At 49.7% G+C, this 25,642-nt stretch carries 18 protein-coding genes, 1 tRNA gene and 1 other RNA gene; 17 read left to right on the top strand and 3 right to left on the bottom strand.

All coding sequences use genetic code 11. From position 1 onward, the window contains the following. Positions 1–113 precede the first annotated feature (113 nt). On the top strand, positions 114–1,256 hold the full coding sequence (locus tag LKI20_RS02310; protein WP_291769311.1) for an inositol-3-phosphate synthase: 1,143 nt from the start codon (positions 114–116) through the stop codon (positions 1,254–1,256). A 208-nt stretch (positions 1,257–1,464) separates the two neighbouring features. Here LKI20_RS02310 and glf read toward each other — a convergent pair whose 3' ends face one another. Then, positions 1,465–2,619, bottom strand: a complete 1,155-nt coding sequence (gene glf / locus LKI20_RS02315) for a UDP-galactopyranose mutase (protein WP_291769313.1) — start codon at positions 2,617–2,619, stop codon at positions 1,465–1,467. Between the two features lie 174 nt (positions 2,620–2,793). Between glf and ffs the strand changes: the two genes are divergently transcribed. The 13 genes from ffs to LKI20_RS02380 all read left to right on the top strand — a co-directional run bounded on the left by ffs (position 2,794) and on the right by LKI20_RS02380 (position 17,160). Next, positions 2,794–2,884, top strand: an RNA gene (ffs, locus tag LKI20_RS02320) — signal recognition particle sRNA small type. A 163-nt stretch (positions 2,885–3,047) separates the two neighbouring features. Then, on the top strand, positions 3,048–4,064 hold the full coding sequence (locus LKI20_RS02325; RefSeq protein ID WP_291769316.1) for a phosphatase PAP2 family protein: 1,017 nt from the start codon (positions 3,048–3,050) through the stop codon (positions 4,062–4,064). A 99-nt stretch (positions 4,065–4,163) separates the two neighbouring features. Beyond that, positions 4,164–7,142, top strand: coding sequence for a type I DNA topoisomerase (gene topA, locus LKI20_RS02330; protein ID WP_291769319.1), 2,979 nt, complete (start codon positions 4,164–4,166; stop codon positions 7,140–7,142). 6 nt (positions 7,143–7,148) lie between these two features. Further along, positions 7,149–7,850, top strand: coding sequence for a dTMP kinase (tmk, locus tag LKI20_RS02335; protein ID WP_291769325.1), 702 nt, complete (start codon positions 7,149–7,151; stop codon positions 7,848–7,850). Further along, positions 7,850–9,028, top strand: coding sequence for a DNA polymerase III subunit delta' (locus LKI20_RS02340; protein ID WP_291769329.1), 1,179 nt, complete (start codon positions 7,850–7,852; stop codon positions 9,026–9,028). The genes tmk and LKI20_RS02340 overlap by 1 nt, the downstream gene beginning before the upstream one ends. A gap of 116 nt (positions 9,029–9,144) precedes the next feature. Further along, on the top strand, positions 9,145–9,687 hold the full coding sequence (locus LKI20_RS02345) for a YbhB/YbcL family Raf kinase inhibitor-like protein (RefSeq protein WP_291769333.1): 543 nt from the start codon (positions 9,145–9,147) through the stop codon (positions 9,685–9,687). Positions 9,688–9,773: 86 nt separating this feature from the next. Further along, positions 9,774–11,315 (top strand): C69 family dipeptidase, encoded by a 1,542-nt coding sequence (locus LKI20_RS02350; protein ID WP_291769337.1) that lies wholly within the window; start codon positions 9,774–9,776, stop codon positions 11,313–11,315. A gap of 85 nt (positions 11,316–11,400) precedes the next feature. Further along, positions 11,401–12,927, top strand: coding sequence for a formate--tetrahydrofolate ligase (locus LKI20_RS02355; RefSeq protein WP_291769340.1), 1,527 nt, complete (start codon positions 11,401–11,403; stop codon positions 12,925–12,927). A 101-nt stretch (positions 12,928–13,028) separates the two neighbouring features. After that, positions 13,029–13,102: transfer RNA gene (locus LKI20_RS02360), tRNA-Lys, on the top strand. A gap of 156 nt (positions 13,103–13,258) precedes the next feature. Continuing rightward, complete coding sequence (locus LKI20_RS02365; protein WP_291769343.1) at positions 13,259–13,990, top strand: MIP/aquaporin family protein; 732 nt, start codon at positions 13,259–13,261, stop codon at positions 13,988–13,990. A 152-nt stretch (positions 13,991–14,142) separates the two neighbouring features. Continuing rightward, entirely contained in the window at positions 14,143–15,147 is a 1,005-nt protein-coding gene (locus tag LKI20_RS02370; RefSeq protein ID WP_291769346.1) for a DUF3152 domain-containing protein, read from the top strand. A gap of 6 nt (positions 15,148–15,153) precedes the next feature. After that, complete coding sequence (locus tag LKI20_RS02375) at positions 15,154–16,203, top strand: glutamate--tRNA ligase family protein (RefSeq protein WP_291769349.1); 1,050 nt, start codon at positions 15,154–15,156, stop codon at positions 16,201–16,203. Positions 16,204–16,290: 87 nt separating this feature from the next. Next, positions 16,291–17,160, top strand: coding sequence for a YggS family pyridoxal phosphate-dependent enzyme (locus LKI20_RS02380; RefSeq protein WP_291769352.1), 870 nt, complete (start codon positions 16,291–16,293; stop codon positions 17,158–17,160). A gap of 140 nt (positions 17,161–17,300) precedes the next feature. On the opposite strand, the gene LKI20_RS02385 is transcribed toward LKI20_RS02380, so the two are convergent. After that, a complete protein-coding gene (locus LKI20_RS02385; protein WP_291769355.1) occupies positions 17,301–17,849 on the bottom strand; it encodes a type 1 glutamine amidotransferase domain-containing protein in 549 nt (182 codons plus the stop codon). Positions 17,850–18,065: 216 nt separating this feature from the next. On the opposite strand from LKI20_RS02385, the gene LKI20_RS02390 reads away from it, so the two are divergent. Together LKI20_RS02390 and clpB are read left to right on the top strand one after the other, a co-directional pair. Then, the gene (locus tag LKI20_RS02390) at positions 18,066–18,881 is read left to right on the top strand and encodes a fumarylacetoacetate hydrolase family protein (RefSeq protein ID WP_291769358.1); all 816 of its coding nucleotides are present in this window, start codon (positions 18,066–18,068) and stop codon (positions 18,879–18,881) included. Positions 18,882–19,207: 326 nt separating this feature from the next. Next, positions 19,208–21,931, top strand: coding sequence for an ATP-dependent chaperone ClpB (gene clpB, locus LKI20_RS02395; RefSeq protein WP_291769361.1), 2,724 nt, complete (start codon positions 19,208–19,210; stop codon positions 21,929–21,931). A 168-nt stretch (positions 21,932–22,099) separates the two neighbouring features. Here clpB and LKI20_RS02400 read toward each other — a convergent pair whose 3' ends face one another. Then, positions 22,100–24,040 (bottom strand): HAD-IC family P-type ATPase, encoded by a 1,941-nt coding sequence (locus LKI20_RS02400; RefSeq protein WP_291769365.1) that lies wholly within the window; start codon positions 24,038–24,040, stop codon positions 22,100–22,102. Positions 24,041–24,180: 140 nt separating this feature from the next. Here LKI20_RS02400 and rmuC point away from each other — a divergent pair, with 140 nt between their 5' ends. Then, complete coding sequence (gene rmuC, locus LKI20_RS02405) at positions 24,181–25,596, top strand: DNA recombination protein RmuC (protein WP_291769368.1); 1,416 nt, start codon at positions 24,181–24,183, stop codon at positions 25,594–25,596. Positions 25,597–25,642: the final 46 nt, after the last annotated feature.

A 25,642-nucleotide genomic window follows, 5' to 3' on the forward strand; every position in this document is an offset into this window, starting at 1 on the left:
TGCTTGAAATGAGATTAACTCAAGCCAACAACTCTCCCTGACTGCATGTTACAGGCTTGGATATGTATGATTAAGGGTTGAAGTACCACATCTTCAGGTAAGAGGAGTTTTTTATGAGTATCCGCGTTGCTATTGCTGGCGTAGGCAATTGTGCCTCGTCGTTGGTGCAGGGAGTCGAATATTACAAGGATGCCGAAGACGGCGCAAAAATCCCGGGCATCATGCACGCCAACTTCGGTGGATATCGGGTCCGCGACATCGAATTTGTCACCGCTTTTGATGTTGACACCCTCAAAGTTGGAAAAGATCTGAGCGAAGCTATCGGCGCTTCTCAGAACAATACCTACAAGTTTGCTGAAGTCCCGAATCTCGGCGTTGAGGTTCTGCGAGGACCGACTAATGATGGTCTGGGGGAGTATTACCGCCAGATGATTACTGAGTCTGAGGCCGAGCCAGTTGACGTGGTGAAAGTCCTGAAGGACAAGAAAGTCGACATTCTCGTCAGCTACCTGCCTGTTGGTTCAGAAGAGGCTGATAAGGCTTACGCTACAGCAGCCATGGAAGCCGGATGCGGGTTTGTGAATTGCCTCCCGGTGTTTATCGCTTCCGACCCAGAGTGGGCACAGAAATTCCGCGATGCTGGTGTCCCGATTGTTGGAGACGATATTAAGTCCCAAGTCGGTGCCACTATCACTCACCGCGTGATGGCTCGTTTGTTCGAGGATCGTGGTGTGCGTCTCGATCGCACCTACCAGTTGAATGTTGGCGGCAACATGGACTTCATGAATATGCTGCAGCGTTCACGTCTTGAATCCAAGAAGATTTCCAAGACTCGTGCAGTGACCTCAGTCGTCCCACACGAGCTGGAAGAGCGCAACGTCCATATTGGACCTTCAGATTATGTAGCTTGGCTTGACGATCGCAAGTTTGCTTTTGTCCGTTTGGAAGGAACCACTTTCGGCGATGTTCCTCTGAACTTGGAATACAAGCTTGAGGTGTGGGATTCGCCGAACTCGGCAGGTATCGTCATCGATGCAGTGCGTGCAGCGAAGATTGCCATGGATCGTCATCTCGGCGGTCCAATTCTGGCTCCGAGCTCATACTTTATGAAGTCTCCAGCTGTGCAGCACGAGGATAATGAAGCACGTCGCTTGGTGGAGGAATTCATTGAGGGCCGCGTAGAGTCCACTGAAGATCAGCTTGATGCCGATGTCGAAGCAGCGAAGGCTGCCGGCAAAGATGTATGGCGCGCATAGCGCATAGCTGCCATTAACTGCATTTGGCCCTTGAACCCGCTGAGATATTGGGTTTAAGGGCCAATGTATTGCTTGTGATCCCTACACAAACGAGAGAGCACTTCTGCCAGGCTGCGATGTACTCTGTAGCAGCCTTACTCCCATAAGAAAGATGCTGTGAGGGCAGCCGAACAATCTGCGCAGCGGTCTTGTTGGTGTAGGGATTTTTTCAGATAAGCGGCAAAATCTGTTTCTCAAAGCACGTCAAAGCGCTATTAATAACCTGATGCATGTCGTAATACGCATAGGTGCCAAGTCTGCCCCCAAAAACAACTTTGGACTCTGCGGCAGCTTGCTGCTTGTAAGCGTTGTATAGATTACGGTCCTCGGCGGTATTAACGGGGTAGTAAGGTTCATCTCCACGTTGTGCAAATCGCGAATATTCTTCCCACACTACTGTTTTGTTGGCATTCTGTTGTTCGCGGCGTTCGGGGTTGAAATTTTTAAATTCGATAGCTCGTGTGAATGGCACATCTGCATCAGGATAATTCATGACTGGGCAGCCGAAATGATCGCCTTCGTCGTACCGGCGTTCAGTAAACTCGACGGTACGCCATTTCAGTTCGCCTAATGAGTAGTCGAAATAGCGGTCGACAGGGCCGGTGTACACCACAGGAACCTTTCCAACCAGCGCGTCCTTATTGAGTGCTTGGCTGTTGTCAAAGAAGTCGGTGTTGAGATGCACATGGATGCGCTCGTCGTCAATCATGCGCTTGAACCATGCGGTGTACCCGTCTGTGGGAAGCCCTTCCCAAGTGTCTTTGAAATAGCGATTGTTGTAGTTGAATCGGACCGGTAAACGTTTGATAATCGATGCCGGTAGATGGCTCGGGTCGGTCTGCCATTGCTTGGCAGTGTAGTTTTTGATGAAGGCCTCATACAAAGGACGGCCAATCAGGCTGATTCCTTGGTCGTTGAGGTTTTCTGGATCGGTACCTGCCAACTCACCTGCTTGCTCATCCAGCAAAGCTTTGGCCTCAGCAGGCGTGTAATGAGCGTGAAAGAACTGGTTGATTGTACCGAGGTTGATAGGCAAGGGGAACACTTCACCCTCGTGAGTCGCATAAACCCTGTGCACATAGTTGGTGAAACTGGTGAAGCGATTGACATAATCCCAAACACGCTGATTGGAAGTATGAAAGAGATGTGCGCCGTATTGGTGAATTTCTGCGCCAGTTTCTTCATCGAAATAGCTGTAGGCGTTGCCGCCAATATGGTCGCGAATATCAATTATTTCCACTGTGGCGCCAGTGTGTTCCACTGCTTGTTGCGCGATAGTGAGTCCAAATAATCCTGCGCCTACAATGACTAAATCAGCGTTCATGTATACCCTTTGCTCATATCGACTGTGCCGGTATTACTTCATCTGTCCATCGTTCGCATCCACGCGAAGTACTTTCATAGTACATTCCACGAACTACCGTGTCGGTCGGCGCTACGGTATGTGAATGCTGTGAATGTAGATTTGCGATAGTCAGGTCTTCGGGTAATATGGTCGTTGCTCCTACGTGGCGTTATGTCACCCAATCCCCCCAGGGCAGGAATGCAGCAAGGGTAAGTGGCCTCTGACGGGTGCGTAGGAGTTTTCTATTTTCTAGTGATGCTGTTCTTAGCTGCTGGTACCGGTCGTGCTCTGGTGTGATGTACAGCAACGCTTAGGAGTCTGGTATGCAGCGCTGAATCCTGTGAACGATGTGCAGGATTTGGTAGTCGTGTAACAAGTTGGGGGTCGAGAGCCTTACAGTCATAACTATGAGCAACTTTTCACAAATACCAGTATCAGGGCAGCAGAAGGATGAAACTGCGGAATCCGTAGAGGATCTGGGTTCGCAGCTGGCTCGGACAGATCCATTGACAATTCGTCCGCGGCAATCGTCGAGAATTCTTTGCGCTGTGATTGGTGTGCTGTTGTTATGCTGTGCGGTACTAGTCTGGTGGCTCGGCGTTCGTACGGTTACCGGCCAGGAATACGACGATTTAGTCTGGACTCATTTCCACAGTGCAGTTCCTGCATGGTTGGCTCCAGCGATGAGCTTGTTCACTTCAACGTATGCCGTACCTGTTGTGGTCGGTGTACTCGCGATTATTGCTCTTGTGGTGGCGGTGGTGCGCAAAAGGTGGTGGCTTATTGGGCAGATGGTGGTTGTGGTTGCCTTATGCGCAGTGCTGCCCGGTGTACTGAAGTCAACATTGCCGAGACCTGTTCTCATCAACTCGCTTGCTAGCCAGAGTAATTCGGCGCCTTCAGGCCACACGATGATTGCCTGTGCTGCTGGTGTCGTACTGCTGTGTTCAGTACCGCGTGTCTGGCGTGCAGCTGCAGCGATACTTGCGGCAGCGTTGTCATTTCTCGTGGCGCTTTCCGTGGTAGACGGGCAGTGGCATCGGCCAACTGACACCATTATGGCACTGCTGATTGCATTAGGAGTGGCCTTTATTATGTTGGCATTCACGCGAAAATCCGGTATGGATGCTGCGGGGACGCGGGCTTCATCCGCCAGTGTGCAAATAGTTTCAAGCGTGATGATTACGGCTGGTGTAGTGGCTCTCATTTATGGTGCATATGTGGCATGGCAGATACAACCTGGTCTGCAGTTCAGCGCACAATGGGCACGTTCTGGTGCTCACATTTCTTTCATGGTGGTGCAACTTGGCCTTACGTCCTTCACGTTCGGTTTGTTGTTGGCAATGCGTCACCTGACCGCGTCGCCGCTGAGCAAAATCGGTCTTGTTGGAGCACCTCCAGCACCTCCGAAGACAGCAGCCTAAGATTGGTAATCCAGCGTTCGGAACACCGATGTGTACTGTCTTACACGTCGCGTGGGTATGATTACCTGCGATAAGACGACAGATGATAAGGAGATGTCGATGGCAACCGGCTCAAAGCTCGTCATTGTGGAATCCCCCACTAAAGCGAAGAAAATAGGCGGATACCTCGGCGACGGCTATACCGTTATGGCATCCGTCGGACATATCCGTGATTTAGCGCAGCCCTCACAGGTACCAGCTGCGAAAAAAGCGCAGTTCGGTAAATTCGGGGTTGATGTGCAGGACGGCTTCACCCCCTACTACATAGTTGATGGTGATAAGAAAAAAACAGTCGCTGAGCTAAAAAGTGCACTCAAATCAGCTGATGAACTCTTCCTAGCAACTGATGAGGATCGCGAGGGCGAGGCGATAGCTTGGCATTTGGTGCAGACCTTAAAGCCAAAAGTACCTGTTCGGCGCATGGTATTCCATGAAATAACACCTGAAGCGATTCGTGCTTCGTTGAATCAGACCCGCGATGTAGACGGCAATATGGTTGACGCTCAAGAAACGCGTCGCGTGCTAGATCGCCTGTATGGTTATGAACTTTCTCCTGTGCTGTGGCGCAAAGTTGGTCCAGGTCTGAGTGCTGGCCGCGTCCAATCGGTTGCAACTCGACTGATTGTCGAGCGAGAACGCGAGCGTATGGCTTTTGTTCGCACCTCCTATTGGGATGTAGTAGCTTCTCTGAACACCAATAACAAAGATGGTGAAGAGGCAGGTTCTCAAGGATTTGATGCCCGACTTGTGCAGATTGATGGTAAACGTTTAGCAGTTTCGAAGGATTTCGACGAAGCTGGTAAACCCACCTCAGCTGCCATTAGCGATGCCGCGGTGCGCCTTGGTCAGGACGAAGCTGAAGCGTTGGTTAATCAGCTCAAAGACAAAGATTTCATGGTGCAGGGGATGGATACTAAACCCTACCGACGCCGCCCGCAGCCACCATTCACCACTTCAACGTTGCAACAGACTGCAGGTAATAGGCTAGCGATGAGTTCTCGTTCAACCATGCGCGCTGCGCAAGGGCTATATGAGAATGGCTATATCACCTATATGCGTACTGATTCGGTTACCTTGTCTCAAGAAGCTATAGCTGCAGCTCGTGAAAGCGTACAAGAACGTTTCGGCAAGAATTATCTTTCTGATAAACCGAAGCAATACACCACCAAGACAGCAGGAGCACAAGAAGCACACGAGTGCATTCGTCCTGCGGGATCGCACTTCAGATCCCCCGATGAACTCGCGGGACTTCCCCCAGATCAGTTGAAGTTGTACACGCTGATTTGGCGTAGAACCTTGGCTTCTCAAATGGCTGATGCCACTGGTTCCACGGCCACGGTCAAAATCGCGGCAGAGAGTGAAAGCCATGGTACTGCAATATTTCAAGCTTCTGGCACAGTTATCGAGTTTCCTGGTTTCTTGAAAGCATTGGGCGAAGGTCGCCATGCGGTTCAGACTGAGAAGAAGAACAAGAAGGATGCTGATTCTCAATCTGCAGATGACAGCAATACGTCGTTGCCAGTCATGGTTAAGGGCGATCTGCTCCACGCCACCGACTTGCAAGCAGATGGTCACGAGACCCAACCACCGGCCCGATACACCGAGGCCACGCTGGTAAAAACTTTGGAAGCTAGGGAAATTGGCCGACCTTCCACATACGCAAGCATTATTTCGACAATTATTGACCGTGGATATGTTTATGAACGAGGGCGCGCACTGATTCCTTCGTGGCTGGCGTTCTCTGTCATTAAACTTCTAGAAAGTAAATTCCCGAAATACGTTGATTATCAGTTCACTGCCCAGATGGAAAATGGTCTGGATATGATCGCCCACGGCAAGGAGAGCGGGCAGGACTGGCTTACCCGTTTCTATTTCGGTGGTGGAGAAGAGTCGGCACACAGCACTGACGAGGCCCGTGAGGGGCTACAGCAACAGGTCGCACAGCTCGGGGAAATTGATGCCAGAGCGATTAATACTATCGAAATTGGTGGTGGTCTTCAGGTCAGGGTTGGCCGCTATGGCCCATACCTCGAGGATACTGTTGAACTTGATGATGACGGCAACCCGAAACGTGCATCGATTCCCGATACCATTGCACCAGACGAGTTGACAGTTGCAGCCGGTCATGAGTTGATAGCCAATAATGCCGGAGGTCCTCGTGAATTGGGCAAAGATCCCAAAACCGGTGGAAGCGTTGAGGTGCGCAAAGGGCGCTTTGGCCCATATGTCGCGCTCGTTCAAGCTCAAGATCCAGCCAAGGAATCCGAACAGAGCACTGCTGCGGATAAACCAAAGAAGCGTGCCAAGAAAAGTACGCCTGACAAGCCCAAAATGGCTTCATTATTCAAAACCATGGATCCAGAAACCTTGACTCTCGAAGATGCCCTTCGTCTCTTGGAACTTCCGCGAACCGTCGGAACTCTTGATGAGCAAGATGCTGAAAGTGGTAAAACAACGCCATCAGTGGTGACTGCTAACAACGGACGATACGGTCCTTATCTGACTAAAACTGCTGAGGGTGGAGGCACAGATACCCGTTCCCTCGCCAGTGAGGATGAGATTTTCACCGTCGATATCGACAAGGCTAAGGAACTCTTTGCTCAGCCTAAGTACGGTCGTAGAGCACGAGGTGCCGCGAAGCCGCCGTTGCGTGAATTGGGCCCAGATCCTGAGAATGGCAAGAATGTTACCATCAAAGATGGATTCTATGGCGCGTACATCACCGATGGAGAAACTAACCGTACTCTGCCGAAACAATATTCTCCCGAGTCCATAGAAGTTGCAGAAGCGTTCCGCTTATTAGCAGAGAAACGTGCTGCAGGACCAGTGAAGAGGAAAGGGCGCAGTACTCGTAAGAAGAGTTCTACGACAGCATCAAGTAGGAAAACAAGTAAAACTGCGAGAGCGACTAAAACTTCAAGCAAGTCAACAAGCAGAACTACTGCAAAGACCTCTACCAAAGCCAAATCATCAGCAAAGTCTAAGGCGAGATCAGCCTCTGCAAAGGGTGATACAGCGACTGTTAGTAAGCGTGGGTGAGAGGCTATGGCGGGTTTGTTTATATCCTTTGAAGGTGTTGACGGCGTAGGTAAGACCACACAGGTGAACCGTCTACGAGCGTATGCCTTGTCGCAAGGCCAACACCCTTTGCTGACAAGGGAGCCTGGTGGAACTCCTGTAGGTCTGGCGATTCGCGAATTGGTATTGCATGGCATTGCTGCATTCCCATCATTTGCCGTTGCTGGAGGCTCGGATGTCGTTGACGAGAGCGAGGACCTCAGCCCGCGGACGGAGGCTTTGCTCTATGCTGCTGACCGTGCGCAGCATGTTTCTCAGATGATTCGACCCGCGTTAGATCGTGACGAGTTAGTGATTAGTGACCGCTATGTTGACTCCTCTTTGGCATATCAAGCTGGTGGTCGCGAATTAACGATTGATGATGTGAGAGCTTTAAGTGCTTGGGCGACCGGTGGTTTAATGCCCAGAAGGACGTATCTCTTAGATATGGACCCTGCACTCTCCCATGCTCGTTTGCAACATCAGCTTGATAGGCTCGAAGTGGAGGGCGATGCTTTTCAGCAACGTACTCGCCAAGAGTTTTTGAAACTGGCTGAGGCTGAGCCTGAACGTTTTCTAGTATTGGATGCAAATCAGACAGTTGATGATGTGTGGCAGACCATTCAACACGATTTCGATAAGTTGTTACAGGAACTCCGCTCTTGCGAACATGCAGAGGAAGGGCTCTGATGAGCGTCTGGGATGCCATCGTTGGTCAACAACCTGTGGTGGATTTACTGTCACGGATTTCTCAGGCCTCTCAGTTTTCGTCAGCACAGGATGCCCGTCAACATGCTCTTGCACAGTCGTGGTTGATTTGCGGACCTCCTGGATCAGGAAGGTCTAATGTTGCCCGAGCATTCGCTGCAGCAATGGAGAGCCCAGATCACGGCTTAGAGTCGCAACCGACTAAGGTAACTCAGCAAGTTCTAGCAGGAACGCATCCGGATGTGACCATACTCGCCACCGATAAAGTGACTATTGGTATCGATCAAGTACGTGACCTGATTGCTACATCCGAACAGATGCCCAGCACTGCTCCGTGGAGAATCATCATTATCGAAGATGTTGATCGAATGATGGAACGCACCACTAATGTGTTGCTTAAGGAGATTGAGGAACCAGCTGAGCACACCATATGGTTATTGTGCGCACCGAGCCCACAAGACGTGCTGCCTACGATTCGTTCTCGTACCAGAATCGTGAATCTCGCAGTTCCCCCTACTGCCGCAGTTGCGGAATTTCTTAAACAACATACAGATGCAGATCCACATGTTTCAGCACGAGCGGCACGTCTGGCCGAAGGGCATATCGGTATCGCTCGTTTGTACGCCACAAATGAGCGGGTAATGGCCGACCGCGATTCGCTAGTGGTTGGGGTGCTCAATATGTCGAGAACCTCAGACGCAGTGATGCTAGCCGAGGGGCTTATTGCAAGTGCGCGAGAACAAGCGCAAGACGATATCACAGCACAGATTGAGGCAGAGCAACATTCATTTCGCAACATAAACGGTTTGGATCACAACGAGCGTATGCCGTCAAATTTACGTTCCGCATACCACGCAATTAGCGCCAAAGACGATGTGCGGCGAAGAGTGACACGTCGCTCGCGCGATGTGCTGGATCGAGCGTTGAACTCTATCGCCAGTGTGTATCGAGATGTTTGTGTGTTGCAGAATAATGCCGAAGATGCTGTAGGCATTATCAATTTGGAGAACCGCACAGCAATTACTGAGCTCTCGGTGCGACTCAATCGTGCACAGGCAATCGCTCGTTTGGAGCATATTGCCACCGCCCGCCGCCGTATGGCTGGCAATGTAGCACCGCAATTGGTCTTTGAAGCTCTCTTCTCGGCTCTAGTCGTCTAAAAACAGTGCGTTATGAGATAGCTGCATCATCAGGACAGCAACAGTGCGCTGTGTGCTCATACATGCTGATTTTGTGGTGCAGTTCTCTTCAATCCAGATAATGGCATACTGGAGATATGAGAATTTCCACTGATTTCACGCAGATACCAGATCAATATGGCAAGTATGCGGATGCATCAGGGCGTATAGATGGTGTGCCGGTAGTCTCGTTCCCCTTTAGGCTTGAGGATATTCCTCAAGACTGTACAGTGCTGCATTGGGAATTGGTGGATCCAGATTCGATTCCGGTGTGTGGCTTCCAATGGATTCATTGGGCTGTAGCCAACGCGTTGATATCTGAGATTGGACACAAATCAGCTACGGTGTCTATTCCTGCCGATTTTTCACGCACTCAGCGAACAATTGCCCCTTCAGCAATACAAGGACGTACTTCAGCTGCATCGCCTTTTGTTGGTAACAGCGACCCAGAGATCATTATGAATTACAACGGACCGCAACCGCCAGATCATGCGCACGATTATCTGTTGCGTGTATGGGCGGGTACTCACAAGCTTGAGGGATTACGTAGAGGTTTTTGGCTCAATGGTCTGCAGCGCGCTTTGCGCGAAGCAGACGCTTATCGTGTAAGTGCCACTGTGCTCTTGTCAAGTAGAGCGTAATACGCGGGGTCTGACACCACTTTTGGCATAGCTGAGCGCTACAGTATGCAGAGAAAGCGTGAGTCGTTGTCGAAAGGAAGCCACGCATGCCCTGCACCACAATTCTGGTAGGCAAAAATGTCAGCTATGACGGGTCTACGATTATCGCCCGCAATGAAGATTCAAGTGATGGAGAATTCACTGCAAAGCGTTTTGTGGTGGTGCGTCCTGAAGATCAGCCACGCAAATATACCAGCGTCATCAGTCACTTAAGCATTGATTTAGATCTTGAGTACGCGAAGCAAAAGCCTTTGCGCTACACCGCGATGTCTGATGCAGTTCAAAAACAAGGTGTCTGGGCTGAGGCTGGAGTTAATGCTGAAAATGTGGCTATGAGCGCCACAGAGACAATTACCAGTAATGAGCGTGTGCTCGGCGCTGACCCGCTGGTTGAATATGTGGCCGCTCGCGGTAGGGAAGGCGAAGCAGATTATCAAGCCGAAACCGCGGGAGGTATCGGTGAAGAAGATATGGTCACCCTAGTCCTGCCCTACATTCATTCTGCTAGAGACGGCGTGCTTAAGCTCGGTGCTTTGCTTGAACGCTATGGTACATACGAGATGAATGGCATAGCGTTCAGCGATGTCGATGAAATCTGGTGGCTGGAAACAGTAGGGGGCCATCACTGGATTGCCAAAAGAGTTCCAGACGAAGCATATGTGACTATGCCGAACCAGCTAGGTATTGATGAATTCGATATAGAGGACGCTTTCGGTGAGCAGGAGTCTCATCTATGCTCCGAAGATTTGCGCGAATTTATCGAAAGCAATCACCTTGATGTAGCTGTTGAGCACGAGTCACTCTTCAATCCTCGCGATGCTTTTGGGTCGCATTCAGATTCGGATCATGTGTATAACACGCCGCGGGCTTGGTATATGCAGCGATACTTGAATCCTTATGATGAAGTATGGGACGGCCCCGATGCTGTTCACACGCCGATGTCGGATGATATTCCTTGGGGACGCCAGCCTGAGCGCAAAATTACTATAGAAGATATTCGTTATGTATTGGCATCGCACTATCAAGGCACTCAATACGATCCCTACGGCAATCAGGGTGACGAGAAGACGCGCGGCATGTTTCGCCCAATTGGTATCAACCGCAACAGCCAGCTGGCGGTGATGCAAATTCGCCCTGATCGCCCAGAATCGTGCCGTTCTCTGCAATGGATTGCTTATGGTTCTAACGCCTTTAATACTTTGGTACCGTTCTTCGCCAATGTGGAGCACACTCCTGAATATCTTGAGGGCACAACTGACCGAGTGACAACAGAAAACTTCTACTGGGCCAATAGGATTATCGCGGCGCTGTGCGATCACTCATATGCCAGCACTGCAAATGCTGTAGAAAGCTACAGACAAAAAACCGGTGCCGAAGGTTACCGTATTGTCGCCGCTGCAGATGAGCAAGTTGCACGACTTGGATCCTCCGATACATCCACGGCTAATAGTGAAGTTCATGAGATTCTAGAAGCATCTAATACTGCGCTCACGCAGCGTCTGAAGAAAGAGACTGATGCTCTGCTCAGCGCTGTGTTATACACCGTGAGCATGGATATGCACAATAGCTTCCGCATGTCCGATAATTAACTCGCGTGGCAACTCAATTGCTCGAGTTGCCACATCACTGCACAGCTATCTAAGTCCAAGACTTTCAACAATCAGAGAGGACCTCATGAGCACCTACGAGAGCTACGTCACCCAATACGGACAGGTCAAGAAGATTGATGCCTTCGCGTATATGAAGTATCTGGATGAGCATCCCCAGGAGCCAAGAAAACACGGCAAAGTGGTGCTAGTAACTGCAGACACTCCTCTTAAAGCTTCACGGGGTGAGGGCAAGACCACAACAACTATCGCGCTGATTGACGCTCTTCGCGAGCGTGGTGTTGATGCGGCAGCTGTGCTGAGACAGCCAAGTATGGGCATTACCGCAGCAGGCTCAAAAGGTGGCGCATCCGGAGGTGGCAAGGCTTCATTAACGCATCCCGAATTGATTGATTGGGGTCTGTGCGGCGAGATGGCTGCAATTGCCGCTGCACAGAACTTGCTAGTGGCTTTCGCGGAAAAAGCTATTGATGATGGTCGTCTTGACACGATTTTGGTGCCTCGGGTGTCTGAAACTCCTTCACGTTCATTACGACAGATCTCAGTAGATCGTGGCAAAGGTGATATTCCAGAGCGAATGGTGCTCACGCCAACATGTGAGCTCATGCAAATCGTGGTGCTTTCACGCAGTATGGAGGAGATCGCGCAGCGAGTGTCTGCGATGGTTGCTGGCACTCTCGATGGTAAGCCTGTTGTATTCGGAGATTTCATTGATTTATGGCGCATCACCAACATCCTTGCTGATGCTGTTAAGCCTGCACTGACCGAAACGAAGCAAGGCTCGCCTGTGTATGTTCACTGCGGTCCGTTCGCGAATGTCTCTATCGGTATTCCGAGCTTGGTATCTGTGGAATTAGCGTGTGCGCGACATGACGTGGTGATTGTCGAAGCTGGTTATGGTACAGATGCAGGTGCACAAAAATGGCTTGACATCGCTGCTCGTGAATTCGGTGCTCAATGGCCTGCTGCTGCTGTGGTGGTGACTAGAGCAACAACATGGCGCGATGATCCTAAGCTTCGCTGGCGCTACCCATTCCATATCAACCGTCTTGAGGGACTGGGACTATCTGCCTTCCCTCTGATTAATCTTTGGGAGGGTGAGGATGATCAAGTCCCTCAGCTGCGTGAGCAAGCTGCCGATCTTGGCTTCCGCAAACCCATCGTTGGTAATCTCTTCCGTGATGGTGGAGATGCGCTTGCTGATCAACTGGATGACTTTATTGAGGCTATCCATACCAGCGGTGATACTGCGACAAAAGAATCGCTGGAAAGTCACCGAGGAATGGATACTCTAGCAGATGTGAAATGGATTATTCGTAGCGCCTACGGTGTGCCAGAGGAGCGAGTAATACTTCGTGATGGGTTTGAGCAGTCGTTGCAAACAGCGCATGAGCTGTGCACTTCGCTAGGGAAAACACTTGAAGATATGGCAGTTGTTGCAGTTAAATCACCTGCCACAATGACTGATGATGACAGTGCTGCGGAACAGGATCGTACGGTGACCTTGAAGAAGGTTGAAGTGCACGCTGGCGCTGATTTAGTACAGGTGAATCTGACTTCATCGTTGACTACTCCTATGCCAAAAATAGTGTGATTTTGACGAGAATTAGGGCAAAGCTAAGCCGAGGACACGGCACAAGTTGCGCATTTTGAAAAAATGAGTACTGTTGTTCCTCGGCTCAAGTGTGTGCCACTGCCCCTGTAGCTCAGTTGGCTAGAGCAGCTGACTCTTAATCAGCGTGTCCGGGGTTCGAGCCCCCGCGGGGGCACACAAAATAAGGATCCGTCCTAGGGCGGGTCCTTATGGCGTTCAAACAATTTTTCCAAATACTATGGGTGAACTGTATCTTCAGTGAGTAGTGCATCGATGCAGGATCCGATTCGTTTGAAAAAGTTACCGTGAGAAAACAATTTAAGGAACCCTCGTGGATTACCCACTGATAACCAGGCTCGCTGCAGAATGTATCGGAACAGCTCTACTTATGGTATTCGGCAATGGAGCCGTCGCCAATGTGGAACTCAAAGCAACGAAGGGTCATCATTCGGGATGGCTCACCATTGCTATGGGATATGGTTTCGGTGTGATGTTTCCCGTTATGATGTTCGGCGCAGTTTCGGGCGCACAGATCAATCCGGCAATGACGATTGCGCTCGCTGCTAATGGCTTATTCCCATGGAGTGAAGTTGCTCCGTATATAGTTGCTCAGATTATAGGTGCAGCAGTCGGTCAGCTCATCGTCTATGTAACGTATTACCCACACTATCGGGATACGGATTCAGCTGATGCGATTTTTGCCAGTTTTTCCACCACTGATGCTGCTGGTTCCCGTTCCAATTACTTTCTCAATGAGTTCTTTGGCACATTGATTTTGGTACTCGGTGCATTGTGCAGCCTGTCGTTACCATGGGGACAGAAGGATCCCGCTGTAGCTTCTTTGGTTGTTGGTTTCATCGTTTGGGGCTTGGTGACATCCTTGGGTGGTCCTACAGGACCTGGGCTTAACCCAGCTCGAGATTTAGTGCCACGTGTGCTGCACCAGATTCTGCCGATTTCTCATAAAGGCTCTTCTCGATGGAAAGAAGCGTGGATTCCTGTGGTGGCGCCAATTGCTGGCGCAATCATTGGCGCATGGCTATTCCACGCGATTTTTGCATGATGGTATGTCGCTATAGCATTCTCTGCAGCTTGGTGCATTATCGCAGCTGAGTATGCTACAAGTATGTTTTCAGGACGCGCATAAAGCTATTGCGGCTTAGTGCGCGTCCTGAATTGTATGTATTGAAATATTTGGCGGCTGAAGGTGCGTGAATGATGCGACCATTCCTCGAAGAATGCAGGCGTGTAACTCGTTCTTGTATTGCGGCTATCAGCAAAGTAGTCAAACGCTGCATTATCTCGTGCAAGGCAATGATCTATGCACTTCATCCAAAAGCCCGAGAGCGGGTCACACAGGATAAGTCAGTTGATAGCGCTACCCGAGTATCGCGTATTCGCAAGATTTATCGTGCACGCAAAACTTTTGTTGTCGTAGTTTCTGCACTGCTGTGTGTACTTATCCTCATTGTGGCTGTTTCGGCATTTACTGGCATATCCAATCGACATAGAGCTGCATCCACGCGTGCGCAGTCTGCTGTTTCAACAAGTGCTGCTTCACAGAGTTCGACTCCTACACAAACGGAAGAGTCTTCAGCAAGTGCGACGCAATCATCGTCAGGAAGTTCTAGTGTATTAACCCAACAACAGCGTGACAATATTGCAGCGCAAGCGTTGAAAACCGCACAGGCTAGCGGTAAAACACTCCATCAATATCGCTATTGCGTCTCAGGAAAAGGTAATGTTGGCGACACGCAAGTCTTTGAAAATGCAGTGTTTTCGATATTGAACTCAACGCAAGGGTGGCCAAGAGCAGGTGCGACTTTTGAGTATATTGCTCACGAATCATCGTCGAGTTCTTCTGCGGATTCAAGTACGCAGTGCGATATGACCTTGATTATGGCGGAAGCAAGTACGATGAAATCTTTCTCTGACGGTTGTAGTGAGGACTACAGTTGCCGAGTCAACGATGAAGTCATTATTAATCTAGATCGCTGGAATTCAGCTACAAGTGATTGGTTGAATGCTGGTGGAACCGTAGAACGGTACCGCAAGCTAGTTATTAATCATGAGGTTGGTCATCGCCTTGGGCATCTTGATAATGAGGCTACGTGCAGCGTCAGTGGTGGCCCTGCACCTGTTATGCAGCAACAGTCCATATCGTTGCGAGGATGTTCGCCTAATGAATGGCCGCTTGATTCAGAACTGTGGATATCGTGAAATACTGTGGATATCGTGAAATCAATTGATGAGAGTAAGTTACAGCGCCGTGTTGGCCGTTTGGCTCCTTCTCCGACAGGACGTATGCATATTGGAAATGTGTATGCTGCGCTGGCGGCGTGGCTCGATGTGCGAGCAGTCAACGGAACACTCAGCTTGCGTATTGAGGATATTGACACATATCGTGTGGTGCCAGATGCCGACTCGTGGATTATGGAAGATTTAGATTGGCTAGGGCTGCACTGGGATAATACTGTCGTATATCAATCACAGCGTTTGAACTTGTATGATGCGGTATTCCAGTATTTTCAACAGCAAACATTACTTTCCGGCGAGCCTCTGATCTATCCGTGTTTCTGTTCGCGTGCAGATATACGAGCGGCTTCAGCACCGAATGAAGGCGATGGTTTCTCGGTGTACCCGGGGACATGCCGGCATCTAGATAATGCTGAGCGACAACGCCGACTGGTATCTGGTGCGCGTCATTCATGGCGCATAGCTGTACCTATGTCGCCTTCGGATACTCAAGATGTAGTCATATTTGCTGACAAGATTTTTGGAGCACAGCGTTTTTCGCTATCCAAACAACTGGGTGATGTGATTATTAGACGTTCGGATGGCGTATATGCCTATCAGTTCGCTACCGCAGTGGATGATTGGCAAATGGGTGTTAACACTATTGTTCGTGGACGTGATCTACTCCGTTCAACGGCGATTCAGCTCTGGATACGAGAGCATTGTGAGGGTGTGAATCTTCAGGAGTTTTCAAGTCCGGCAACCCCTGCTCGCGAAGTCATTGCGGCGCATCTTCCGCTAATCGACGGTGCTGATGGACGAAGAATGGCGAAACGTTTTGCTTCTCTGGATATGCAAGAGTTGAGGAATGCAGGTCGTAGACCGAGTGAGGTCATTGGACTATGTGCGCACTTGTTGGGCTTAACGACGTCCTATAAGCCGACCCGTGCCAAGGATTTGCTTGAAGCCTTCTCATTTTCATACCTTCGCAATCACCAACAGGATCGCAAACTTAGCAATGCCTGGGGTATAGACGTCTGACGTATTGGAGGGATACTAACATGGGCGTTTACAGGTGTCGTTGGGTACGCAGATGCCGTGCAGCACGAGTTGGAGGAATGGGTAACTATGGTCGCGTATATGCAGCATAAGGATCTTGCGAATGAGCAATTGGACTCTGCGCGAGGTTTGGAGATTCGCGACGGTGTGCATCGTGTGATGGATGGGCTTGCGGCAGCTGCGCAGAGGAGCGATAGGAATGTCGACGATATACGGTTGTTAGCAGCAACTAAAACTCGCGATGTCGGCGAAATTATGGCTGCAATCGATGCGGGTGTTCGTCTGATTGGTGAAAACCGTCCTCAAGAAATTGAGGTGAAAGCTTTGCGATTGCAAGAATTATGTGCACAGCAAGGTCTGGTTTTAGGCGCCCACCAGGCTCATACAGCTGCGGTGAGTAATCACAGTGAAGCATCAGCGTCATCGCTGACGTCAGACAGCTCATCATCTCAAGATATGGGTTTTCATCTTATTGGGCAGCTGCAAAGTAACAAGATCAATAAAGTCTTGCCCTATGTAACCACCATTGAATCGGTCGATAATTTGGTGCTTGCAGAGCGTATTTCTCGACGTGCAGTGGCTCGTGGCTGTGTTGTCGGCGTATTGCTTGAGGTTAATGAGTCAGGTGAAGCGTCAAAATCTGGTTGCTCACCTGAAGCTGCACAGGAGTTGGCGTATGCAATGGCTGCAATGGACGGTATAGAGTTGCGCGGACTGATGACCATTGGAGCACATGTCGATGATGAGGGGCGAATTCGTACTGGTTTTGCACATCTTCGGGGACTTCGGGACGCTATCGTTGGATCCGGTGAATCAGGAACAGCATCGTGCCAAGAGCTTTCAATGGGCATGACTCACGATATGGTCTACGCGATAGAAGAGGGTTCCACAATTGTTCGGGTAGGAACTGCAATCTTTGGTGAGCGCGCGTTCATCTGAGCGAAGTTGTTGTACGGATATAGAGAGTGTGCATACTGAAACATGTGGAGCACGCTTTTCTGCTTGTCATGTGGGGAGATACACACTCTCATATATTTATGTAGATCATTGCACGCTAACGCAATGAAGTAGGATACGCGTTACAGTGCCTCTTTGATAGCTCCCACGAAGGCATCAAGATCATCCGGTTTGCGCGAGGTAATGAGTTTCCATCCGCTCGCATTGTCAACAACAACTTCACGGTCCTCATGCACGCCACCAGCATTTTCAACATCTGCGCTAATGTAGCGGCAACTGGTGAGGGTTTTGCCTCCAAGTACCCCTGCATTGACCAAGAGCCAAGGTCCGTGACATATTGCAGCAATAGTTTTTCCTGATTGCGCAAAATCTTTCGCCAGTTGAATCGCTGAGGGATTGATGCGGAGGTGATCGACGTTGCAGGTTCCTCCTGGCACTACGAGTAGATCGAAATCTGCAGCTGCGACATCTGAGATTAGAGCGTCAGGAGTTACTGCAGCGCCGGGATATCGGTCGTGCTGAAGTGTTTCAACATCGTTGAGCGTAGGGGCGGCAAGAGTTACTTGGACCCCTGCTTCTCGCAAATCACCGAGAGGCCTGGTGAGCTCAGTCTCCTCGATACCCCAGTCGTGAACCACAATGAGAACTTTTCGTGAGCTTAAATCTGACATCCTCGTCCTTCCTTTCATGCGGTATATGATCTTGGCCGGTCCAATGAACAGCTCTGCAATTCTGCGTATACATGACCCGAAACCGTGCTTCCATATTGACACCTTGTCTCTCGATAAGCATCTGAAGATGCCATATATCAGTTATGAGCGAATTCATTACACTCGAATCTTGACCATCGGACTGACCAGTATGGGTCCGGCATTATGCTAGGGGTCATGAGAATCGCACGCTTTTCGTTTAACGACCGTCCCCAATATGCCTTCGTCCAGCATGATGATGCAGACGATAAGGATTACCTGATTGCTCTTGATGGGTACCCGCTGTCTGCACAAGCCGTCAAACCTACCGGTGAACGTTATGCACTAGATGGTGATGGTATACGTCTATTGGCCCCAGTAATTCCCTCAAAGGTCTATGGTCTAGCCAAAAATTATCAGGCCCATACACAATTCATGGCGGAATCCGGTATGTCTGACATATCTGAGCCTCCGGAACGCATGATGATTTTTTCTAAGCCGTCAACCGCTGTTATTGGCCCTGACGATCCGATTGTGTATCCTTCGTATTCTCATCAGATGAGTTACGAGCCTGAAGTCGCTGTGGTTATTGGTCGCATCGCGAAAAATGTAGCTGAAGAAAAAGCGATGGATTATGTCTTAGGTTTTACATGCGTTAATGATGTCACCTTGCGTGATTTACAGCAGGGGGATCCGATGTGGACTCGCTCCAAGGGTTTTGATACATCGTGCCCTTTAGGCCCATGGATTGAGACTGAGCTGGACTTTGCTCATACCGATATTTCTTTCTCCCTCAACGGTGAGACCGTGCCGGAAGCCTCGGGTAATACAGCCAATCTGATTCATTCAATTCCCGAGCAGATTGCCTTCATATCCAGTTTTTCAACGCTATTACCTGGTGATGTGATTATGACTGGTACTCCGCACGCATCTGGTTCTCTTGCTCCACGCGATGAGGCCGTAGTCCATATAGGTGGTATTGGTAGTTTGCGCAATGTAGTGGTGTCTGCCTGAGTCAGGGATATCTATCCAAAACTGTGCATATCGGCATGTGAGCCACCGTATTTGGGTAAGGCTCCATGCTGTATGCGCAGTGTTGTTGTTTCAGTGAGGAAACAGCATCAAAGCGTGTCTCCAAGCAGAACTATTCCCAAACTTGAGTGGATAAGACTCAAGTTTGGGAATATACTCGTAACTTGAAGTGTTGTGCATATCAGACTTCACGGAATGTGATTTGAGAGCGTAACAGCTGAGAGCGAGGGGTTCTTCGCGGGTGTTACCCACAAGAATTTCAGACTCTACGTTCGTCGAAGACATCAACTGAATGTTACGGAGGAGATATGGAACAAAAATTTACGAGGATGTCGCAAGAGGCGATTTCGGATGCAATACAGAGCGCTTCGGCGGCCGGCAATGCACAGGTAGATGTTTTGCATTTGTTGGATGCATTGCTGCGTCAACAAGAGGGCTCAGTACCTGGCTTGGTAGCCGCTGCGGGAGCTGACGCGCACAGTATTGGTGCTGAAGTGCGTAATGCGCTTGTTGCATTACCAAGTGCAAGCAGTTCGACTGCAACACAGCCACAAGCGAGCCGACAGCTCAGCACAGCCATTGCGCAGGCTGAGAAAGAAATGCAAGATATGGGAGATGAGTATGTCTCCACAGAGCATCTGCTAATTGCATTAGCAGTTGGACCATCGCAGGTTGCCGATTTGCTCAAGAGGCATGGATTAACCCCGAAGGCATTGCGCGAAGCAGTTCCTGGAGTTCGAGGTGGGGCTAAAGTGACCAGTGCTGATGCCGAGGGCACATATAAGTCCTTGGAGAAATATTCAACAGATCTTACCGCTCAAGCCAAGGACGGCAAACTTGATCCAGTTATTGGAAGAGACCAAGAGATACGTCGAGTAATTCAAATTCTCAGCAGACGCACGAAAAATAATCCGGTACTTATTGGTGAGCCTGGTGTTGGTAAAACCGCAGTAGTCGAAGGGCTCGCAGAGCGTATTGTTGCAGGCGATGTTCCTGTTGGGTTGCAAGGCAAGCGGTTGATTTCACTTGATATGGCATCTATGGTCGCAGGCAGCAAATATCGCGGCGAGTTTGAAGAACGACTTAAGGCAGTGCTGGACGAAATTAAAAGCGCTGACGGGCAGATTATTACCTTCATCGATGAGTTGCACACGATTGTTGGCGCAGGCTCCGCTGAAGGATCGATGGACGCGGGTAATATGCTCAAGCCCATGCTTGCCCGTGGCGAATTAAGGTTGATCGGCGCCACTACGCTTGATGAGTACCGAGAAAATATTGAGAAGGATCCTGCGCTGGAACGTCGTTTTCAGCAGGTCTTCGTTGGTGAACCCTCTGTTGAGGACACAGTAGCCATCTTGCGTGGACTCAAGCAGCGCTATGAGGCTCACCATAAGGTAACTATCGGAGACGATGCGTTGGTAGCTGCAGCAACACTGTCAAATCGCTATATCAGTGGGCGTCAGCTTCCTGATAAAGCCATTGATTTAGTTGATGAGGCAGCGGCACATCTGCGGATGGAACTCGATTCTCAGCCAGAGGAAATTGACGAGTTGCAACGCAAGGTTACACGTTTTGAGATGGAGGAAATGCAGCTTAAAAAGGCCGAAGACCCTTCGTCGAGAGCACGTTTGGAGAAATTGCAGGCTGATCTTGCTGATACCCGTGAGAGACTCAGTGGTCTTAAAGCTCGTTGGGATGAAGAAAAAGCTGGTCATAACAAGGTCGGTGATTTGCGTGCACAGCTCGACTCACTGCGAGTAGATGCGGATAAAGCCACTCGTGAAGGTGACCTAGAGAAGGCATCTAGGATTCTTTACGGAGAAATTCCAACCATTCAAAAAGAGTTGGCTATAGCTGAAGAGGATGCTGACGCTCAGGAAAGTCAAACAGGACAGGCCCCAGATGGCGCTGATATCGCTGGTGGCTCCGCAAAAGAGCCAATGGTTCCTGATCATGTTGATGCTGATTCGGTAGCCGAGATTGTTGCTGATTGGACTGGCATCCCTGTTGGCAGACTTATGCAGGGCGAGAACGAGAAACTGCTGCACATGGAGGATTTCCTTGCAAAGCGTGTTATTGGTCAGCGCCAGGCGATTGCTGCGGTCTCTGATGCAGTCCGCCGTTCCAGAGCAGGCATTTCCGATCCTGATCGTCCTACAGGTTCTTTCATATTCTTAGGACCAACAGGTGTTGGTAAAACGGAGTTAGCAAAAGCGCTCGCAGACTTTCTCTTTGACGATGAGAAAGCTATGGTTCGCATTGATATGAGCGAGTACATGGAGAAAGCATCTGTTTCTCGTCTGATTGGTGCAGCGCCTGGATACATAGGCTATGAAGAAGGAGGACAACTGACTGAAGCGGTTCGTCGTCGTCCATATTCCGTAGTGCTATTTGATGAAGTTGAAAAAGCCAATTCGGAAGTTTTTGATGTATTGCTTCAGGTGCTTGACGATGGGCGCTTAACCGATGGTCAGGGTAGAACAGTTGATTTCAGAAACACAATTCTGATTATGACCTCGAATCTTGGTTCACAATTCCTCGTCAACGACGCTTTGGATGCTGAGGCCAAGCATCGCGCAGTAATGGATGCGGTGCATGCACAGTTCAAGCCTGAGTTCATAAATAGACTTGATGAACTGGTGGTCTTTGACCCGCTGACTCGCGATGAGTTGGGAAGTATCGTGGATATTCAAGTGTCGCAGGTAGCAAAGCGGCTGACAGACAGGCGCATCAGTTTGGACGTCACAGATGCGGCCCGTGAGTGGCTTGCTGACGCAGGATATGACCCTGCTTATGGTGCGCGACCTCTGCGCAGATTGGTGCAAACCGAAGTTGGTGACCAATTGGCACGTATGTTGCTAGCAGGGTCAGTCCATGACGGTGATACAGTGCTGGTGGATCAAACAGGTGGAGAGCATTTGGAGCTCACAGTGTGGCCAACGGACACACTGATTGACGATGCTACGATTCACCAGATAGGTGATCGTCCAGAGGCTGAGGGCCATACCCCAGACAGTGAATCTCAGCGTTGATCTTCTTGTGCTATGCGCTAGGTTTTCGGATTTCTCGGATCTAGCGCATAGTGATACGCATCTTCCGCACCACGGTGCTAGCTTGCACTGTGTAAGTTAGCACCGTGTAAGTTAGCACCGTGGTGCGTAACGATGTAAGAGTTCACCGTAAGGATTCACGGTAAAGATTTAAGAGCGTGAGAGTATTCGTGGTTCTCTCGTTGTGGAGTGTGATGTGCCTAAGCCACCAGTGACGCGAATAACTTGGTGACGCAATCTGTGTGCGTTGAGTACGACGCATAGTGAAGATAACGCCATAGCTAAAGCCGCAATAACCGGATTAAGTAGCCAGCCAGTGAAGGGGTAGAGCACTCCAACAGCAATCGGAATCGATGCCAGATTAAAGGCCATGGCCCATATGAAGTTTTCTCTGATGTTTCGCACAGTAATATCGCACAGCTGTATGGCCTTTGGTATGCCACGCAAATCACCGTTAACCACAGTGATATCCGCTGATTGCAACATGCCATCAATCCCTGAACCAATGGCAAAACCTACATCTGCGGCATTAAGCGCTTCGGCGTTTTCAATACCATCGCTGGCAAGCGCCACTAAATGTCCTGGTGTGGATTCTGCGATAAAGCGTTTGACCCAGGCTTCTTTGTCACGCTGATTTACTGCGGCAATGACTTCTTCGATGCCGAGTTCTCGCGCTTGTTCAATGGATGATGCTGTGTCACTACTGCCCAACAGCACCGTACGTACATCGTGAGCGCGTAATGTTTCAACGGCGAGTGCGGCGCTTGCCGTAGTGTTATTCCCTTCGGAGTTGCCAATAACGGCTTGATCGATAAGCAATGTGCGAATATGAGTGCCTTGCTGCAATACTCGTGCTGACGCTAATAGGATGCCGTTTGATGCTCCTAAGTTGACGCTTGCGCTGACAGATAGTGGCGTAACCAGCGCTAGTGCACAAGGGCAAGCAATAATGAGCACATTGATAGTCGTCACTACAGCGTGTGACAGCCGTGGTTGGGGACCAATGACAATCCATATGGCAAAAGTCCATATGGCAATGAGCATAACTATGGGCACAACAAGTTGAGAGATTCTGTCTGTTAGCCGCTGGACAGGAGCTTCATTGTCTTGAGCATGGGTGGCAACATCTACAATGCTGCCAAGAGTGCTTTGGCTACCTACCTTAGTGCAGCGCAATATGATTGTCCCGGTAAGAGCCGTTGTGCCAGCGAAGACTTGGTCGTCGGAAGTTTTATAACGGCCCTCGGCTTCACCGGTGATAATTGATTCGTCAATACGAGCTTCCCCGCTAACAATTCTGCCGTCTGCAGGTAGAGCCTCACCAGCTTTGACAATCACAAGGCTCCCGGTACGAAGCGCGCTGCTGTTAACATCTACGCCCAGGTTGGCGGCGCTAGAGCAGTCAATATCAGTCACATTTGTGGAAGGTAGTACATGGGCAGTTTTGGGAAGTAAACTCGCCAGATGTTGCACGGATGAATCTGAAAGCGCTCGTGACTTGGTTTCCATTAATCGTCCGAGTAGCACCAGAATGATAGTGACTCCGACAGATTCAAAATAGGGTTCGCGCGATCCTTCAGGCATGAGATCGGAAGCGAGGCACACAGCGAGGCTATATATATATGCCGCACTCGTGCCGATAGATATCAATGAATTGATATCTGGACTACGTTGTGCGATGGCATGTAAGCCGATGTGATGAATGGGCCGCCCGCAGTAGAACATTACAGGCGTAATCAGAATTGCCTGTAGCCAGGGGCTTTGTATCCAAGCGGCATGTAACCAACTGTCGTTGTTATCAGTGCCAAAGAACGAGAGAATCCCGAGAATAAAAACGATTACTGTCAGAATTATGCCAACTGCGACCAGTCGTGTAAGTTTTGCCGCTTCATGTGTTCTGTCTCCGTATAGCGCTGCATAGGCCTCATCGCTACTCGGCGAGTTGAAGGACCTACTTTGCTTGCTTGGATCGTTAGGCGCTGGTTGAGATGCCAGGTCGGTGGTCGGAGAGAAAAAATACCAAAGCACAAACCATGTTAAGGCGCCAGCTGCGACGATCGTGGCTCCAAGCATGAAGATATCGAATCCCATCAGTGTCCTCCTTCGACTCTTATCATCTCATTGCCTTCATGGTTCAACACCTTGACAGGTATTTGTACACGGAGACCACGTATTTACTGTGCTCTCTTATGATATTGCTGAGGTCCAGTGATAATGATTCCATAGAACATATGTTCGACAATACCTCTACCCCTCTCGCTATGCTTCTCGTCCTTTTGGCTGTGTTGTTGGCAGCTGGTCTCGGGTATGTGTTTGGCAGATATTCGCTCGCAAAATCATCTCATGCACAAGACTCAGATGGGCACAGTGCGGAAGACTATACAGCCATATCGCAACGCTGCGAGACCTTGAGTCAAGAATTACAGTCAGCAAATGGCAAAGTAGTGCAATATGCCACGCGCTCTGAAGGTTTGGAACAACAACTGGAGTATGTGAAATCTCAACTAGAGCAAGCGCAACAGTCTGAGATTCGTCGTTTGGAGCAGGAAAAAGACCGTAGTAGAAATGAAGCAGAGCAGCGAGAACAGCGGCAGCGCTCGCAAATGCAAGAGCAGAGCAAAGTCTTGAGTGCTCTTTCTCCGGTACAAAAGAATCTTGAGACCTTGCAACAGAAGGTTGCTCAGATTGAAGAGGGCCGTAAACATGAGATGGGTATGCTGGGCGAACAGCTTAAAGGACTGGGGGATCAGCAGACGCGACTCGACAAGGAAACTAGTTCTTTGGCTTCGGCTCTGCGTAATAACAAAATCCGCGGCGCGTGGGGAGAAGCACAGCTCAAAAATATCGTGGAATCGGCTGGCTTACTTGAACATGTTGATTTTGATACGCAGGTGGTGGTCACGGATAGAGAAGGTCATATACAGCGACCCGATATGATTGTGCATTTGCCTGGTGGTAAAACAATTCCTATTGATGCGAAGGCTCCCTATGCCAATTATCAAAGGGCTTGCGATATACCTGAGACAGCTCCACAAGATGAGCTACTTCGGCGTGCAGCTTTACTTAAATCGCATGCCAAAGATTTACGCGAACATGTCAAAACACTGGGTGACAAAGCCTATTGGAATGCATTTGACACAGCTCCAGACTTTGTGGTGGCATTTATTCCTAATGAATCTCTGCTGCAAGCTGCACTAGAAGCTGATCCCACACTGATGGACGACGCTTTCGCCCAAAAAGTGGCCTTGACTTCTCCTGTGACCTTGTGGGCAGTTCTCAAATCTGTTGCTTATGCTTGGCAGCAACAAAGTTTGACGGATGATGCAAAAACTTTATTCACCCTTTCCAAAGAACTTTATGAACGTTTCGTAGTGCTTGGAGGACGGGCGAACGCTTTGGGTAAGGCTATTACCAAAAGTGTGGGAGCATACAATCAATTCGCATCTTCATTAGAATCTCGTGTGCTGGTCACTGCACGTAAATTACAAAAATTGGATCAGTCAAAAATTATTGATGAAGTTGATCTTATCGATTCTGAGCATGCGAATATTCGTGAGCTCACTTCCCCTGAAGTTCAGGACGACTCTAAGCCTGAAGACTCAGTAGCTGGTGATTCGCTACCTACTGGTCCAGAAAGCAGTGATTGATTGCGTTCAGGGCATGCCATAAGCAATGGTGATGGGTGTGCCCCGC

This window comes from Bifidobacterium sp. (assembly GCF_022647885.1).
Lineage (GTDB): Bacteria > Actinomycetota > Actinomycetes > Actinomycetales > Bifidobacteriaceae > Bombiscardovia.

Coding starts and splice junctions, on each gene's coding strand:
- LKI20_RS02385 (WP_291769355.1), bottom strand. CDS start 17,849: ATGTCAGATTTAAGCTCACGAAAAGTTCTCATTGTGGTTCACGACTGG.
- LKI20_RS02325 (WP_291769316.1), top strand. CDS start 3,048: ATGAGCAACTTTTCACAAATACCAGTATCAGGGCAGCAGAAGGATGAA.
- LKI20_RS02380 (WP_291769352.1), top strand. CDS start 16,291: ATGGTCGCGTATATGCAGCATAAGGATCTTGCGAATGAGCAATTGGAC.
- LKI20_RS02345 (WP_291769333.1), top strand. CDS start 9,145: ATGAGAATTTCCACTGATTTCACGCAGATACCAGATCAATATGGCAAG.
- rmuC (WP_291769368.1), top strand. CDS start 24,181: ATGTTCGACAATACCTCTACCCCTCTCGCTATGCTTCTCGTCCTTTTG.
- LKI20_RS02350 (WP_291769337.1), top strand. CDS start 9,774: ATGCCCTGCACCACAATTCTGGTAGGCAAAAATGTCAGCTATGACGGG.
- LKI20_RS02390 (WP_291769358.1), top strand. CDS start 18,066: ATGAGAATCGCACGCTTTTCGTTTAACGACCGTCCCCAATATGCCTTC.
- LKI20_RS02370 (WP_291769346.1), top strand. CDS start 14,143: ATGATGCGACCATTCCTCGAAGAATGCAGGCGTGTAACTCGTTCTTGT.
- LKI20_RS02400 (WP_291769365.1), bottom strand. CDS start 24,040: ATGGGATTCGATATCTTCATGCTTGGAGCCACGATCGTCGCAGCTGGC.
- LKI20_RS02340 (WP_291769329.1), top strand. CDS start 7,850: ATGAGCGTCTGGGATGCCATCGTTGGTCAACAACCTGTGGTGGATTTA.
- clpB (WP_291769361.1), top strand. CDS start 19,208: ATGGAACAAAAATTTACGAGGATGTCGCAAGAGGCGATTTCGGATGCA.
- glf (WP_291769313.1), bottom strand. CDS start 2,619: ATGAACGCTGATTTAGTCATTGTAGGCGCAGGATTATTTGGACTCACT.
- tmk (WP_291769325.1), top strand. CDS start 7,149: ATGGCGGGTTTGTTTATATCCTTTGAAGGTGTTGACGGCGTAGGTAAG.
- topA (WP_291769319.1), top strand. CDS start 4,164: ATGGCAACCGGCTCAAAGCTCGTCATTGTGGAATCCCCCACTAAAGCG.
- LKI20_RS02355 (WP_291769340.1), top strand. CDS start 11,401: ATGAGCACCTACGAGAGCTACGTCACCCAATACGGACAGGTCAAGAAG.
- LKI20_RS02310 (WP_291769311.1), top strand. CDS start 114: ATGAGTATCCGCGTTGCTATTGCTGGCGTAGGCAATTGTGCCTCGTCG.